This window comes from Microbacterium sp. zg.Y909 (assembly GCF_024626565.1).
In genome coordinates this window covers 1-14,468 of the sequence record NZ_JANJFJ010000093.1, presented here as the reverse complement: position 1 = coordinate 14,468, position 14,468 = coordinate 1, and the positions used below count along the sequence as shown (strand labels likewise).

General features: G+C 71.3%; 13 protein-coding genes. 3 read left to right on the top strand and 10 right to left on the bottom strand.

Annotated features, from left to right (window positions below; genetic code table 11):
* Positions 1–61: 61 nt before the first annotated feature.
* The 3 genes from NQ160_RS09085 to NQ160_RS09075 are packed head-to-tail and all read right to left on the bottom strand — an operon-like array spanning position 62 to position 2,204.
* Entirely contained in the window at positions 62–730 is a 669-nt protein-coding gene (locus tag NQ160_RS09085; RefSeq protein ID WP_257514905.1) for an O-methyltransferase, read from the bottom strand.
* Positions 731–780: 50 nt separating this feature from the next.
* Positions 781–1,812, bottom strand: coding sequence for a DUF1648 domain-containing protein (locus tag NQ160_RS09080; protein WP_257514904.1), 1,032 nt, complete (start codon positions 1,810–1,812; stop codon positions 781–783).
* A complete protein-coding gene (locus NQ160_RS09075; RefSeq protein ID WP_257514903.1) occupies positions 1,809–2,204 on the bottom strand; it encodes a GntR family transcriptional regulator in 396 nt (131 codons plus the stop codon). Before NQ160_RS09075 ends, NQ160_RS09080 begins: the two co-directional genes overlap by 4 nt.
* Before the next feature lie 91 nt (positions 2,205–2,295).
* On the opposite strand from NQ160_RS09075, the gene NQ160_RS09070 reads away from it, so the two are divergent.
* On the top strand, positions 2,296–2,769 hold the full coding sequence (locus NQ160_RS09070) for a DUF4442 domain-containing protein (protein WP_257514902.1): 474 nt from the start codon (positions 2,296–2,298) through the stop codon (positions 2,767–2,769).
* A gap of 4 nt (positions 2,770–2,773) precedes the next feature.
* Here NQ160_RS09070 and NQ160_RS09065 read toward each other — a convergent pair whose 3' ends face one another.
* From NQ160_RS09065 to nhaA, 5 genes are all read right to left on the bottom strand, one after another.
* A complete protein-coding gene (locus NQ160_RS09065; protein WP_257514901.1) occupies positions 2,774–3,319 on the bottom strand; it encodes a hypothetical protein in 546 nt (181 codons plus the stop codon).
* Entirely contained in the window at positions 3,316–3,570 is a 255-nt protein-coding gene (locus NQ160_RS09060) for a hypothetical protein (protein ID WP_257514900.1), read from the bottom strand. Before NQ160_RS09060 ends, NQ160_RS09065 begins: the two co-directional genes overlap by 4 nt.
* 245 nt (positions 3,571–3,815) lie before the next feature.
* Positions 3,816–5,087: a histidine--tRNA ligase gene (gene hisS / locus NQ160_RS09055; RefSeq protein ID WP_257514907.1), complete on the bottom strand. Its 1,272-nt coding sequence runs from the start codon at positions 5,085–5,087 to the stop codon at positions 3,816–3,818.
* Positions 5,088–5,126: 39 nt separating this feature from the next.
* On the bottom strand, positions 5,127–5,741 hold the full coding sequence (locus tag NQ160_RS09050; protein WP_257514906.1) for a MazG family protein: 615 nt from the start codon (positions 5,739–5,741) through the stop codon (positions 5,127–5,129).
* A gap of 85 nt (positions 5,742–5,826) precedes the next feature.
* Complete coding sequence (gene nhaA / locus NQ160_RS09045) at positions 5,827–7,029, bottom strand: Na+/H+ antiporter NhaA (protein ID WP_257514899.1); 1,203 nt, start codon at positions 7,027–7,029, stop codon at positions 5,827–5,829.
* 133 nt (positions 7,030–7,162) lie between these two features.
* Between nhaA and NQ160_RS09040 the strand changes: the two genes are divergently transcribed.
* Together NQ160_RS09040 and NQ160_RS09035 are read left to right on the top strand one after the other, a co-directional pair.
* Complete coding sequence (locus tag NQ160_RS09040) at positions 7,163–9,832, top strand: phosphoenolpyruvate carboxylase (RefSeq protein WP_257514898.1); 2,670 nt, start codon at positions 7,163–7,165, stop codon at positions 9,830–9,832.
* A gap of 273 nt (positions 9,833–10,105) precedes the next feature.
* Positions 10,106–11,404 (top strand): glutamate dehydrogenase, encoded by a 1,299-nt coding sequence (locus NQ160_RS09035; RefSeq protein ID WP_257514897.1) that lies wholly within the window; start codon positions 10,106–10,108, stop codon positions 11,402–11,404.
* Positions 11,405–11,450: 46 nt separating this feature from the next.
* Here the strand turns inward: NQ160_RS09035 and NQ160_RS09030 are convergent, their stop codons facing one another.
* Both NQ160_RS09030 and mfd read right to left on the bottom strand, forming a co-directional pair.
* Complete coding sequence (locus NQ160_RS09030) at positions 11,451–11,636, bottom strand: DUF1918 domain-containing protein (protein ID WP_257514896.1); 186 nt, start codon at positions 11,634–11,636, stop codon at positions 11,451–11,453.
* 61 nt (positions 11,637–11,697) lie between these two features.
* A partial coding sequence (mfd, locus tag NQ160_RS09025; protein ID WP_257514895.1) for a transcription-repair coupling factor occupies positions 11,698–14,468 on the bottom strand: 2,771 nt, incomplete at its 5' end.

The following is a 14,468-nucleotide window of genomic DNA, read 5'->3' as shown; positions in this document are numbered from 1 at the left end:
CGTTGCTCCCCACTCTAGTGACGACCGCGGCGGCGCCACAGGCCACCGGCCGTGCGAAAGGTCAGACGACGAGCGCGATCGCGACGCCGTCCCAGCCCTTCGCGTCGAGCGTCTGCAGCGCCGTGGCGTCGAATCGCGGGTCCTGGCCGAGCATCTGCAGTCCCCGCTGCATCCCGGTGACGCCGGGGTCGGTCGAGTCGGCGTCGGCCACCCTGCCGCCGCGGCCGACGTTGTCCACCACGACGACGGTGCCGGGGCGACCGAGCCGCGCAGCCCAATCCAGATACAGGCTGCTGGACTCCTTGTCGGCATCGATGAACACCAGGTCGAACGGCGCTTCCGAGGCGAGGGTGGGGAGCACGGCCTCTGCCCGGCCTACGAGGATGTCGACCTTGTCTCCGACGCCCGCGCGCGCCAGATTCTGACGCGCGACGGCTGCGTTGGCGGGCTCAGCCTCGATGGTCACCACCCGGCCGCCTTCGGGCAGCGCGCGGGCGAGCCAGATGGTGGAGTACCCGCCGAGGGTGCCGATTTCCAGCACGCGCTCGGCTCCGCTCATGCGGGCGAGAAGATTCAAGAACTTGCCGTTCACGGGTGCGACCTCGATGGGAGGAAGCCCGGCGCGGTTCTGGTCGGCGACGGCCTGCTCCAGCGCCGCGTCGTGTCCGACGAGCGTGTCGGCGAAGTAGCGGTCGACGCGCCGCCAGGTCTCTTCGGTGGGTTCGGTCATGCCATCCACCCTCGCGAACGGCTCGCCGCGGGGTCAACCCCCGGCGCGGGTCACGTCCGAGGGCCTTCCTGCCGCGCCCGATCGGCCACCGCCTGCAGCACCGCGGCGCCCGTCTCGGCGTCGTCGACCGTGACGACGAACTGCCTGCCGTCGGCTCTCGTCACCTGGATCGCCTCACCCGCGCGCGTCACCACGCCGAACCGGCCCGGCGTCCAGCGCCACCCCCAGCCGCCGAAGTCCCCGGTCGGGTTCACGAACACGACCTCGACGGCACGGATGCCGCTCGGTTCCAGGCGCCAGCGCGGCACCCCGGCGAACGCCCGCACTGTCAGGCCGCGGTTGTCGACGACCACGCGATAGGCCGTGCCCGTGGCCACGAGCAGCGTCACGACGACGCCGGACGCCAGCGTGATCCACCCCGCCGCGTCGTCACCGGTCACCAGCAGCACCACGCCGAGCCCGACAGTGACGAGCGCAGCGCCGCCCAGCAGTGCCAGAGGCAAACGGGACATCGTGGCAGTACGCACCCACACAGCGCTCTCGTCGGCTCCGAGGTCGAGCGCGTGCGCCGCCTCCCCCGCGACCGGCGCCGCGGTCGCGCGCGGCAGCGCCCACCAGCCGGCCAGCCCGGCGGCGACACCGGCGGCGAGAGCGCCGAGCATCGGGAGACCCGCTCCCACCGCCTGCTCATCCGGAGCGCCCACCTGCACCGCCGCGAGCGCCGTGGCGAGCACGCTGAGGAACGCCACGGTCCCGAGTACCAGCGCGCCGACGAAGCCGCTGTTCGCGGTCGGTGTCGCCGGTCGCGCGTCTCGCCGGGCGGCGGCACGATCAGAGGCCAGGGCCGTGCCCGCCAGCAGCGCCGACAGGCCGATGCCCAGGCCTGCGGTCAACGCCGGGAACGACCACGCCGGCCCGAAGCCGTCGGGCGTGCCGCTGAAGTCCCAGTGGATCGCGACGGTGGCGGCCAGGTTCGGCAGCATGATGAGCTGCACGACCGATGCGGCGAGCGCGATCGTGATCGGAGCGATGAGCGCCACGATGAGGAAGCGGCGGTTGGGGTCGGCGGGGCGTCGGGTCACGGTGTCGGCCTTTCCTGAGGCTCGGGGGCGGTCGCGGAGGGAGCAGGAGCGAGATCGGCGATCAGCGCGGCGAGGGTGTCGGGTCCGATGCCGGCGTCGGCGGCACGTGCCACCAGGTCGGCGAGTTCCGCGCGCAACTCCGCCACGCGCGTCGCGGCATCCGTCACGACCGCCCCGCGCCCCCGGCGCAGTTCGATCAGGCCCTCGTCGCGCAGCTCCTGGTAGGCGTGCAGCACGGTGTGAAGGTTCACGCCGAGCGACGGCGCGATCTGCTTCGCCGACGGCAGCCTCTCTCCGGCGCGCAGCCGTCCGGCGGCGATCTCGGCACGCACCGACGCCGCGATCTGCGCGAACAGGGGCGCGTCGGCGCGGGGGTCCATTCTGATCAGCACGTCTTTATTCTAGTACGCCTAGAACAAGCGCGATTGTCGGTTTCCGCCAGCACATGTGCGGCGTCGCTACACGTCCGCCACAATGCCGGTCATGCGAATCACTCCCCGCCGCATGGCCGTCGGCATGAGCCTGTGGGCTCCGAACCTCTTCAGCGGCATCCGCGTGCGGCGCTTCTCGCCGGATTGGACCGAAGCCACGGTCGAGCTGCACGTGAACGTGATCACCCGCAACTACGTGAAGACCGCGTTCGGCGGGTCGATGTCGGCGATGACCGATCCGTACTTCTTCATGCTCGTGATGCACCAGCTCGGCCGCGACTACGTCGTCTGGGACACCCGCGGCGAGATCGAGTTCGTCAAGCCTGGCCGAGGCGTGCTCACGGCGCACTTCCACGTGCCCCCGGAGAAGGCGGACGAGCTGCGCGAGCGGGCGCGCGGCGGGGCGAAGGTGCTCGAGTGGTTCGAGACGGACGTGACGGATGCCGCCGGCGACGTCGTCGCGCGGGTGCGCCGCGAGGTCTACGTGCGCGAGAAGCGCCGCGTGAGCGAAACCGCCCCCGCCTGAGAGCTCAGGTGCCCTCGGGCGGGATCCCCCGGTCGCGCACGAGGTAGATCCACGGGAAGGCGCGGCACGCCACCTGCCAGCCGCCGCGCTCCTCAGCGGCCAGCGACGCCCGCCAGAAGATGCGCCGGGGCTCCCACTGCGTGTCGGTGCGCACCATCCGGTGCGAGAGCATCCCGACCTCCACCGTGCGCCACCCCGCGCGGCCGGCGGCGTCGAGCTCTGTCATCTCGTCGAACGCGGTGACCGGCCCGAGCCAGCGCTCCGCCCCGACGGCGTCAGGACCCAGGGCGGCGCCCGCCTCTGTCGGACCTCCGAAGCGCTGCTGCGCGGCCTGACGGGACATGCCGAGCTCCGCACCGATGAGAGCCCAGCTCGCTCCCCCTCCGCGCGCGGCGGCGACAGAGCGCTGCAGGATCTCCCGCACCTCGCGCTCGGCGCGCGCACTGGCGGCGATGAGCGCCAGGTGCTCGTCGACACCGAGCGGGGCGCTGTCATCGACCTGCGCTGCCGCCAGCACGGCCCGGCCGACCGCGTCGGCGAGGTCGCTCATGCCTGGTCGGACTGGCTCGGCAGCCACGCCGCCGCCGGCATCCCTCGCCCGATGCCGTTGCCGAAGCCCCAGAAGTAGGCGCCCGCGGCGATGATGCCGATGGCGGCACCCTGCACCGCCCCTCCCCAGAATCCGCGCCACTCGAAACCGACCGCGAGGAGCAGGAGAACCATCCCAGCGATCATTCCGACGATCGCGATCCACTTCATGCGCCCGATCACGGCGGACGCCCGGCTGCTGATCTGCTTCATGGTGTCAACGTATCCTTGACGTCGCGCCCATGTCAACCACCTCTTGACACCCGGTCCCGGCTCGCCTGTCCCGGATCGCGGTTTCCCGGTACCGGATTCCGCGATATGCGACGGGCGAGGGCGAAAGGGGCGAGGCGGGCGGCCGCACGCGAAAGGCGGGGCGCGACAGACAGGGCGCGACAGCGGGCACCCAGCGGGCGGCCCAGCGGGCGGCCCGGCGGGAGCGCGCAGACGCGGAGCGGGGGTCAGCCGAGCGGCTTCACCTCGACCTCGCCCGGCGTGGCACCGGCCGGCAGCAGCGCGAACGCGGTGTAGCCGTCGTTCGACGCGCGCTCGAGCAGACCCTTGAGGTTCTTCGTCCGCTGCTCCAGGCGCACCCGCGCACCGGATGCCACGAAGGCCGCCTTGTGGGCGAGCAGCTCCGACACGGGCACGTCGCGGTCGTGCACGAGCACGACGCTCGCCGCGTCGGCCGCGTCGGATGCCGCCAGCAGGTCGACGATGCGCTCGAAGCCGATCGAGAACCCGACCGCAGCAACGTCCTGACCGAGGAACCTGCCGATCATGCCGTCGTAACGCCCGCCGCCGCCGAGCGAGTAGCCGACGCTCGGGTGGGCGAGCTCGAAGATGGTGCCGGTGTAGTAGCCCATCCCCCGCACGAGGAACGGGTCGAACACGAGCGGGGTCTCCACGCCGCCGCCGCGTGCTGCAGCGACCGTCTCCCCCAGGCCGACGAGGTGCGCGATGATCTCGTCCGGCACGCCCTCGGGCAGCGAGGCGCGGATCTGGTCCTCGCCGAAGGGCCGGTCTTCGCCGCCGGCCACGCCCGCCAGGAACTGCTCGAACGCGTCGACGGCCGCAGCGGTCGCGCCGCGTTCGCGCAGCTCAGCGGCGACGCCAGTCGGCCCGATCTTGTCGAGCTTGTCGATCGTGATGAGCACCCCGGGGCGCTCCTCGGCCGCGAAGCCGAACACGTCGAGCATCGCGTCCAGCAGTCGGCGGTCATTGATGCGGATGCTGCCTCCCTCGAGGCCCAGCGCGTCGAGGGCGTCGAGGCTCGCGACGATGAGCTCGGCCTCGGCGCGCGCCGATGCGTCGCCGATGATGTCGATGTCGCACTGCACGAACTGGCGGTAGCGACCCTTCTGCGGGCGCTCGGCGCGCCACACCGGGGCGATCTGGATCGAGCGGAACACGCTCGGAAGCGCCGCCCGGTGGGTGGCGTAGAACCGCGCCAGGGGCACCGTGAGGTCGTAGCGCAGGCCGAGGTCGGCGAGCGCCGCGACGTCGAGGGCCGGCCCGTCGGCGGCGGCACGCACCGCGTCGGCATCCAGACCTCGCTTGAGGATGTTGAAGGCGAGCTTCTCGTTGTCGCCGCCGATGCCGGCATGGAGGCGCCCGTACTCTTCGAGCACGGGGGTCTCGATCTCATCGAACCCGTGTGCGCGGTAGCGCTCGCGGATCACGGCGAGCACGCGCTCGCGACGGGTCTTGTCAGCGGGGAGGAAGTCGCGCATGCCGCGCGGCGGATTGACGGATGCCACGGAACGATTCTCTCAGGAACCCCGGGGGTGCTCCGCCGCGCGGACCTCCCCCTCCAGACCCCGCAGTCGCTCGCGCAGCGCACGCTCGGCATCCCACCCGCGGGCGCGCGCCGTTGCGACGAGTGCGAGCAGGGCGTCACCGAGCGCAGCCTCGTCGACGGGCGCCGGCTCCGGGACCTCCCCGTCGACGACATGGACGCCCACCGACTCCGCCTTGCCCAGCAGCTTCTGCGCGAGGGCCAGGGAGGGCATGTGGCGCGAGACCCCGTCGAGCACGCTCGTGCGGGCGTGCTTCTCGGCGGCCTTCGCGGCGTTCCAGTGCACGAGCACCTCTTCGGGCGTGGTCGCGGTCTCGCCGGCGAAGACATGCGGATGCCGGCGCACCATCTTCTCGGTCAGGTCGCGGGCGACGTCGTCGATGTCGAACGGGTGGTCGGCATCGCTCGCCGCGACCTGAGCGTGGAAGAGCACCTGCCAGAGCAGGTCGCCGAGCTCCTCGCGCAGGTCTTCGCGGGACCCCGCTTCGACGGCATCCACGAGTTCCGCCGCCTCTTCCACGAGGTACGGGACGAGCGCGCGGTGGTCGATCTGCTGCGTCCACACGCACCGTTCGCGCACCGCGCGCATCGTGTCGGCGGCCGCGCGGAGCGGGTCGCCGGCAGCTCGGGCCGGTGCGGAAGCGTCGCGGGTGGTCACCGCACCATTGTGCCCGTCAGTTGATCTGTCCGCCCGTGGGCGACGGCGGGTGGGGCGCCTGCTCGCGCTCCGCTTCGGACGTGGCCAGGCGCCGGAAGTGGCGCGCGCGCTGCGAGACGAGCAGGCCCGCGACGATCAGGGCGATGCCGGAGCCTGCCAGCACGCCGAGGGTGGCCTCGTCGCGCACGAGCGGGTCGCCCGCGAAGGCGAGCTCCGCCAGCAGCAGCGACACCGTGAAGCCGATGCCGCCCAAGGCGCCCGCGGCGAGCAGATCCATGAGCGACAGGTGGGGAGCGGCCCCCCGGTTGCCGATGCGCAGCGAGATCCAGCCGAACAGCGTGATGCCGATGATCTTGCCGACCGGCAGCCCCACCACGATGCCCCAGAACGCCGGCGACAGCTCGGTGGGCGACACCCGCGGAACGGCGACCAGCGCCGCGGAGAAGGCGAACAGCGGCAGGATCAGGCCGTTCACCCACGGCTCGAGCGCGTGGCGGGTGCGCAGCGCCGGCCGCTGGGCCATCGCGAGGCCCAGAGCGACACCGGCGATCGTGGCGTGCACGCCCGAGAGGTAGACCAGCACCCAGGTGACGATGCCGAGCACCACCAGCAGCACGGCGACCGGCACACGCGCGCGCGTGTCGAGGCGTCTGCTGAGCACTCCGAAGACGATGACGGCGAGCGCGGCGAGGGCAAGCAGCCCGATGTTCACGTCGGCAGTGAAGAGCACGGCGATGAAGAGGATGCCGACGATGTCGTCGAGGATCGCCAGCGCCAGCAGGAAGATGCGGATGCCCGAGGGCAGCCCCTTGCCGAAGACGGCGAGCACCCCGAGGGCGAACGCGATATCGGTGGCGGTCGGGACGGGCCACCCGACGGCGGCCTCGGACCCGCCGGCGAAGATCAGGAAGATCGCGATGGGCACCAGTACGCCACCCGCGGCGGCGATCGCCGGCTGCAGCGCCTTGCGCGCGGAGTTGAGCTCGCCGTTGGTGAGCTCGAACTGCAGCTCGACGGCGACCATGAAGAAGAAGATCGCCAGCAGTCCGTCCTGGATCCAGTGGCCCACCGACATCTCGAAGATGCCGGGAATGCCGACGTAGGTCTCCTTGACGCCGACGACGGCCTCGCCGAGCGGTGTGTTCGCGATGACGAGGGCGGCGATGGCCGCGGTCAGCAGGATGACGGCGGGGAATCGCGCGGAGCGCAACAGGGACATCGGACCTCCAGAGGGTCGGGTTGGGGGCTTCCGCCCTCGATATCCGAGCGCGAGCCGACCAGACTTCCCGGCGCACCGGCGTCCATCGTAGCGAAGCGAAATGGCCCGGCGCTCTGGGGTTAGCGTTGAACGCATGCGTGATGTCACCCCCACCGAGGCCATTGATCTGGTCGGACGTTTCGAAGCAGGTCAGGAGCTTCCCGAGCAGATGCGCGCCGACGTGCGCCTTCTGGGCGGGCTCCTCGGCGACGTGCTGCGCGAGAGCGGCACCCCAGGGCTGTACGACGACGTGGAGCGCCTGCGCACGGCCTCGATCCAGGCCTACACCGACGAGACGGATGCCGCCCACCGCCGTGCCGCGGCGATCGCCGACGGCTTCACGCTGGCCCGAGCAGGTGAAGTCGCCCGCGCCTTCACCTGTTACTTCCACCTGGTGAACCTCGCCGAGGAGCACCAGCGCGTGCGCATCCTGCGCGAGCGCGACGCCGATCCCGACCGCGCGGACGTCGACACGGTGGCCGCCGCGTACGCACGCCTCTCCGACGAGGTCGGCGACGACGTCGCCCTCGAGCGGCTTCGCGCCCTGCGGTTTCACCCCGTCTTCACCGCGCACCCCACCGAGGCGCGGCGCCGTGCGGTGTCCACCGGCATCCGGCGCTTGGCCGGCCTGCTGATCGAGCATGACGCGTCGCTGCCCGCGAGCACCGAGCGACGCCGCGTCGAAGGCCGCATGCTCGAGGAGATCGACACCCTCTGGCGCACCGCCCCACTGCGCCCCGAGAAGCCGTCACCGACCGACGAGGTGCGCTCGGTGATGAGCGTCTTCGACGAGACGCTGTTCACCGCCGTGCCGCAGGTCTACCGCCGCGTCGACGACGCGCTGCAGGGTCCCCTCGCCGGCAGCCGCCCGCCCGTCATCGCCCCCTTTGTGCGCCTGGGAACCTGGGTCGGCGGAGACCGCGACGGCAACCCGTTCGTCACCGCCGCCGTCACCCGCCGCGCCGCGGGGATCGCGAGCGAGCACGTGCTGATGGGGCTCGAGCGCGCAGCCAACCGCATCGGGCGCGCCCTCACCCTCGATGCCGCCACGACCCCGCCGAGCGACGAGCTCCTGGCCCTCTGGCACCGACTGCGGGCCAGCGACGAAGACGCCGCCGACGAGATCGCCAAGCGCTCCCCCGATGAGCCTCACCGCCGGGTGCTCCTGCTGATCTCGCGGCGGATCGCCGCCACCGGCTCCCGCAACGCCGACCTCGCCTACACCGACCCCGAGCAGCTACTGGCGCACCTGCGGGTCATCCAGGACTCCCTCGCGCAGGGCAGCGCCGCACGCCAGGCGTACGGCGCCCTGCAGCAGCTGATCTGGCAGGTGGAGACCTACGGGTTCCACCTCGCCGAGCTCGAGGTGCGGCAGCACTCCGACGTGCACAAGAAGGTGCTCGCCGAGCTCGACGCCGGCGGACCGCGCAGCGAGCTGACCGAGGAGGTGCTCGACACCTTCCGCGCCGTCGCCTTCGTGCAGGAGCGGTACGGCATCCGCGCGGCCGGTCGCTACATCGTCTCGTTCACCCGCACCGCCGACGATCTGGCCGCCGTGCACCGCCTCGCCCGCTACGCCGTCGGCACGGGGGGCACTCCCCCGACGCTCGACGTCATCCCGCTCTTCGAGACTTTCGCCGACCTGCAGGCGGCCCCCGGCATCCTTGCCGAGATCGTCGAGCACCCGCAGTTCAAGGCGCGTCTGGAAGCGACGGGACGACGGCTCGAGGTCATGCTCGGCTACTCGGACTCGTCGAAGGACGTCGGCCCCGTGGCCGCGAACCTCGCCCTCTACGAGGCGCAGGCGAAGATCGGCGCGTGGGCGCAGCGCGAGGGCATCGAGCTGACGCTGTTCCACGGACGCGGCGGCGCCCTTGGGCGCGGCGGCGGACCGGCCAACTCCGCGATCCTCGCCCAACCGCCGCACTCGGTCGACGGCCGGTTCAAGCTCACCGAACAGGGCGAGGTGATCTTCGCCCGCTACGGCGACCCCGCCATCGCGATGCGCCACATCGACCAGGTCGCTGCGGCGATCCTGCTGGCATCCGCCCCCTCCAACGAGGAGCGCAACAGCGCGGCGGCGGCGCGGTACGCCGACGTGGCCGCCACCATGGACGCCGCCTCGCGGGAGCGGTTCTTCTCGCTCGTGAAGGCACCCGGGTTCGCCCCCTGGTTCGCGACCGTCACGCCCATGGAGGAAGTCGGCCTGCTCGCGCTCGGGTCGCGCCCCGCGCGGCGCGGCCTCTCGGTGGAGTCGCTGGAGGACCTGCGCGCCATCCCCTGGGTGTTCGCGTGGACGCAGGCGCGCATCAACCTGGCCGGCTGGTTCGGCCTGGGCACGGCGCTGCAGGCCGTGGGCGACGAGGCACTGCTGCGGGAGGCCTACGAGCAGTGGCCGCTCCTGCACACCCTCGTCGACAACGTCGCGATGAGCCTCGCCAAGGCCGACCCACGCATCGCCCGCGAGTACCTGCAGCTGGGGGACCGACCCGATCTCGCCGACCTCGTGATGGACGAGATGACCCTCACTCGCGACTGGGTGATCCGCCTGACCGGCGGCAGGCAGCTGCTGGCGAGCAAGCCGGTGCTGCAGCGCGCGGTGAAGATGCGCAGCCCCTACGTCGACGCGCTGTCGCTGCTGCAGCTGCGCGCGCTGCGGGCACTGCGCGACGACCGCCTAGACGAGTCGCAGGCGGCGGATACCCGCCACCTGCTGCTGCTGTCGGTGTCGGGGGTCGCTGCGGGCCTGCAGAACACCGGGTGAGCGGGCGGGCGCGTCCTTTCGCGGGGCGTGCGCGTCCCCAACTCCTCGACTTCGTGCGCCTCGAGCGCGGAATCAGCCCGGATTCGGCCCACCGGGGCCCGTTCTTGAGGAGTTGAGAACGCCGGACGGATGCCGGAGCTGTTCGTCCGCGCGCCGGGCCCGTGCCCGCGGCGTCCGTGACGTCACACGCGTCGGGGCCCTCAAGAACCGCAGGTAGGGTGGAGCGGGCCGCTCGCGCGGCCTGCCTCACCCGTCGGCAAGAAAGCACCACCCGTGACCGAGACCCTCGTCGCCCTTCCCGCCTCCGTACGCGACGTTTTCGATACCGTCGTCGCGCGGAACCCGCACGAACCCGAGTTCCAGCAGGCGGTGCATGAGGTCTTGCTTTCCATCGTCCCGGTGCTGGAGCGGCATCCGCAGTTCGTCGAAGGCGGCATCCTCGAGCGCATCGTGGAGCCCGAGCGGCAGATCCTGTTCCGGGTGCCGTGGCTCGATGACGCCGGTCGCCTGCAGGTGAACCGTGGATTCCGAGTGCAGTTCTCGTCGGTGCTGGGCCCTTACAAGGGCGGCCTGCGGTTCCACCCGTCGGTGAACCTGTCGATCATCAAGTTCCTCGGATTCGAGCAGATCTTCAAGAACGCCCTCACCGGTCAGGGAATCGGCGGCGCCAAGGGCGGCAGCGACTTCGATCCGCACGGCCGTTCGGATGCCGAGATCATGCGCTTCTGCCAGTCGTTCATGAACGAGTTGTACCGCCACCTGGGCGAGCACACTGACGTGCCGGCCGGCGACATCGGCGTGGGCGCCCGCGAGATCGGATACCTCTTCGGCCAGTACCGCAAGATCACAAACCGTCACGAGTCCGGCATGTTCACCGGCAAGGGCGTGCAGTGGGGTGGCGCCGAGGTGCGCACCGAGCTGCACGGCAAGCGCGTCGCCGTGTCGGGTTCGGGCAACGTGGCCGTCTACGCGATCGACAAGGCCTACCAGCTGGGCGCGACGCCGGTGACGGCCTCGGACTCGTCCGGGTACGTCGTCGACGACGCCGGGATCGACCTCGTGCTGCTGCGCCAGGTGAAGGAGGTCGACCGCGAGCGCATCTCGGCGTACGCGGCCCGGCGACCCAGCGCCCGCTTCGTCGAGGGCAAGCGCCCGTGGGAGGTGCCGGTGGACATCGCCATCCCCTCGGCGACGCAGAACGAGCTCGACGAGGGCGACGCTGCCATGCTCATCGCCAACGGTGTGCGTGCCGTGGCCGAAGGCGCGAACATGCCGTCGACGCCGGGTGCGGTCGCCGCCTTCCAGCGGGCCGGGGTGCTGTTCGGGCCGGGCAAGGCCGCGAACGCCGGAGGTGTCGCGACGTCGGCACTGGAGATGAGCCAGAACGCCTCGCGCCAGCGCTGGAGCTTCGCCGACAGCGAGCGCAAGCTGCAGGCGATCATGAAGGGCGTGCACGACTCCGCCTTCGCCGCCGCCGAGCGCTACGGGCACCCGGGCGACTACGTGGTCGGCGCGAACTCCGCCGGTTTCGAGCGGGTCGCCCACGCGATGCTGGCCCAGGGCGTCATCTGACGCGAGTGAGTATTCACGCCGCCGAATACTAACTCGGCGGGTCCCGTCACTCGACGTGCGTGATCTCGCAGTCCGAGCCGGGCGACAGAATGCCCTCGTGGCCGTCGTCGAATGTGACGGTGAGCAACGGGGACGCCGGGTCGCCGGTCACCTCGGTCACGATGCCTTCGCGCTCCGGCGCGCCCACGGTACGACCGTGGATGCGGATGCGATCCCCCACTGCGGCTTTCATCGTCGGCCACCTCCGCCGCCCACCGTACGACGCCCCGGCCGCACGCGCGAGGGGGTGCGCGTCAGCCGGCCGCCTTCTCCGGCACCGCGGGCGCCGGAAGCGGGAAGAACTGATCCAGCAGCTGCGAAACCCATGCGATCAGATCCCGGTCGGCCAGCGCCTCGCCGCCGGCGGTCGGCAGCGGCACGACCATCGCGTCTCCCCCGGCGAGCAGCTTGCCCTTCGGGTACAGCCGCTGCAGGCGCACGCGCAGCGAGTCGGGCAGGTGCGCGGGCGCGACACGCAGGTTCGGACCCATCGCCACGACGTCGGTGAGCCCGGACTGGGCGGCCCGGCGCCTCAGGCGCGCGACGGCGAACAGCCCCTCCGTCTCGGGCGGCAGGTCGCCGTACCTGTCGGTCAGCTCCTCGATGACGAGATCGATCGCGTCGTCCTTGGCGGTGGCGGATGCCGCGGCCGACAGCTTCTGGTACGCCTCGAGGCGCAGCCGCTCGCTGTCGATGTAGGACTCCGGGATGCGGGCCTGCACCGGCAGCTCGAGCCGCAGCTCGGCCGGGCCCTCGACATCCTCGCCGCGGAACGTGGCGACGGCCTCGCCGATCATCCGCAGGTACAGGTCGAAGCCGACTCCCGCGATGTGTCCGGCTTGCTCGGCGCCCAAGAGGTTCCCGGCGCCGCGCAGCTCGAGATCCTTGAGCGCCACCTGCATCCCCGACCCGAGATCGTTGTTGACCGCGATGGTCTCCAGACGGTCGGCGGCGGTCTCGCTCAGCGGCTTCATGTCGTCGTAGAGGAAGTAGGCGTACGCCCGCTCGCGCCCGCGTCCCACGCGTCCGCGCAGCTGGTGCAGCTGGCTGAGACCGTACTTGTCGGCGCGGTCGATGATGATCGTGTTCGCGTTGGAGATGTCCAGACCCGTCTCGATGATCGTGGTGCACACCAGCACGTCGGCGCGGCGCTCCCAGAAGTCGTCGACGACGTGCTCCAGCGCGTGCTCGCCCATCTGGCCGTGCGCGACGGCGACCCGGGCCTCGGGGACGATCTCGGCCAGGTGCGCGGCGACCCGCTGGATCGACGACACCCGGTTGTGCACGTAGAACACCTGTCCTTCGCGCAGCAGCTCGCGCCGGATGGCCGCGGCGATCTGCTTGTCGCTGCGCGCGCCGACATAGGTGAGGATCGGATGCCGGTCCTCGGGCGGGGTCTGCAGCGTCGACATCTCCCGGATGCCGGTGACCGCCATCTCCAGCGTGCGCGGGATGGGCGTCGCGCTCATCGCGAGAAGGTCGACGTTCGTCTTCAGCTTCTTCAGCTGCTCCTTGTGCTCGACACCGAAGCGCTGCTCCTCGTCGATGATCAGCAGGCCCAGGTCCTTGAAGATGACCTTCTCGGTGAGGATGCGGTGTGTGCCAATGACCATGTCGACGGTGCCGTCCAAGAGGCCGGCGACGACCTCGCGCGCCTCCTTGTCGGTCTGGAAGCGAGAGAGGGCGCGCACCTTGACCGGGAACCCGGCGAAGCGCTCGGTGAACGTCTCGATGTGCTGCTTGACCAGCAGCGTGGTCGGCACGAGCATGGCGACCTGCTTGCCGTCCTGGATCGCCTTGAAGGCCGCGCGCACGGCGACCTCCGTCTTGCCGAATCCGACGTCGCCCGACAGCAGCCGGTCCATCGGGATCGGCTTCTCCATGTCTGCCTTGATCTCGTCGATCGTCTGCAGCTGGTCGGGGGTCTCGGCGAAGGGGAAGGCCTCTTCGAGCTCCCGCTGCCAGGGCGTGTCCGGGCCGAACGCATGACCCTTGGCCGACATGCGCGCCGAGTAGAGCTTGACCAGGTCCACCGCGATGTCCCGCACCGCGCGGCGCGCCTTGCTCTTGGCCTGCGACCAATCGCTGCCACCCATCTTCGACAGCGCGGGGGCCTCGCCGCCGACGTACTTCGACAGCAGGTCCAGTTGATCGGTGGGCACATACAGCTTGTCGCCGGGATACCCGCGCTTGGAGGGCGCATACTCCAGCACGAGGTACTCGCGCTGGGTCTTCACGGCGTTGCGGCCGCCGCTGGACACCTCGCGCTGCATCAGCTCCACGAACCGGCCGATGCCGTGGGTGGCGTGGACGACATAGTCCCCCGCCTTCAGCTGCAGCGGGTCGACGACATTGCGCCGACGCGAGGCCAGCTTCTTCACGACCCGGCCGTCGCTGCCGATCGTGCGGCCGTAGAACTCGGACTCGGTCAGCACCGCCAGCTTCGCGTCGGGCACCTCGAAGCCCCGCTCGAGCGTCGCGACCACCGTCAGCGCGACACCGGCTTCGGGGATGCCGTGGACGTCCTCGACCTCACGCGCGGCGAGGCCGCGCTCTGCCAGCACGGTGCGGGCGCGTTCCACCAGGCCTGCGCCGGATGCCGCTACGACCACGCGCCACCCGTCCGACAGCAGCTCGCCGATGTGGGCGGTCGCGCCGTCGACGTTGCCCTGGAAGGACGGCACCGGTCGCGCATCGACGCGCACCGCCGCGGCATCCTCGAGGGCGAGGTCGATGTCGATGAGGCCTTCGGCCGTGGCATCCGCTGCGCCGGAGTCGAACGCGCTGAACGTCCACCACACCCCGTCGCGGTCGTGCGCGGCCTGCTGCAGCTGCGGGAGGGTGAGGAAGTCGCCGGCACCCAGGTCGACGGGGCTGTCGGCGCCGGCCGTCGCCGCGCTCCACGCCGCCTCGAGGAACTCGCGGTTGGTGTCGCCGAGGGTCATCGCGCGGGTGACCGACCGCTCGGGGTCGACGAGCGCGGCGGCGGTTCCGCGCGGGAGGTAGTCCGCGATGGTGACGATCT

Coding starts and splice junctions, on each gene's coding strand:
- NQ160_RS09065 (WP_257514901.1), bottom strand. CDS start 3,319: ATGAGCGACCTCGCCGACGCGGTCGGCCGGGCCGTGCTGGCGGCAGCG.
- NQ160_RS09040 (WP_257514898.1), top strand. CDS start 7,163: ATGCGTGATGTCACCCCCACCGAGGCCATTGATCTGGTCGGACGTTTC.
- NQ160_RS09070 (WP_257514902.1), top strand. CDS start 2,296: ATGCGAATCACTCCCCGCCGCATGGCCGTCGGCATGAGCCTGTGGGCT.
- NQ160_RS09030 (WP_257514896.1), bottom strand. CDS start 11,636: ATGAAAGCCGCAGTGGGGGATCGCATCCGCATCCACGGTCGTACCGTG.
- NQ160_RS09050 (WP_257514906.1), bottom strand. CDS start 5,741: ATGCGCGCGGTGCGCGAACGGTGCGTGTGGACGCAGCAGATCGACCAC.
- NQ160_RS09085 (WP_257514905.1), bottom strand. CDS start 730: ATGACCGAACCCACCGAAGAGACCTGGCGGCGCGTCGACCGCTACTTC.
- nhaA (WP_257514899.1), bottom strand. CDS start 7,029: ATGTCCCTGTTGCGCTCCGCGCGATTCCCCGCCGTCATCCTGCTGACC.
- NQ160_RS09060 (WP_257514900.1), bottom strand. CDS start 3,570: ATGAAGCAGATCAGCAGCCGGGCGTCCGCCGTGATCGGGCGCATGAAG.
- hisS (WP_257514907.1), bottom strand. CDS start 5,087: ATGCGCGACTTCCTCCCCGCTGACAAGACCCGTCGCGAGCGCGTGCTC.